This is a genomic window from Arthrobacter sp. LAR12-1-1.1, assembly GCF_040676555.1.
In the GTDB taxonomy this organism is placed as follows: Bacteria; Actinomycetota; Actinomycetes; order Actinomycetales; family Micrococcaceae; genus Arthrobacter.
The window spans coordinates 1-255 of sequence record NZ_JBEGIG010000066.1; the positions used below are offsets into that span (position 1 = coordinate 1).

1 protein-coding gene is annotated in these 255 nt (G+C 65.9%); it reads left to right on the forward strand.

The window, feature by feature from the left end; genetic code table 11:
- The coding region (locus MRBLAR12_RS21075; protein WP_364748149.1) for an enolase C-terminal domain-like protein at nt 1–255 on the forward strand (255 nt) is incomplete at both ends.

Below are 255 nucleotides of genomic sequence, written 5' to 3' on the forward strand. Positions count from 1 at the left end.
ACGGGCACCACCGGATGACCCCGATCCAGGCCGCGAAGCTGGGCAAGGCGCTGGAACCCTACGACCTGTTCTGGCTCGAGGACTGCACCCCGGCCGAGAACCAGGAGGCGCTGCGCCTGGTCCGGGCGCACACCACCACCCCGCTGGCGATCGGTGAAATCTTCAACACCGTCTACGACTACCAGAGTCTGATCAAGGAACAGCTGATCGACTACGTGAGGGCCGCGTCCACCCACTTCGGCGGGATCAGCCCGC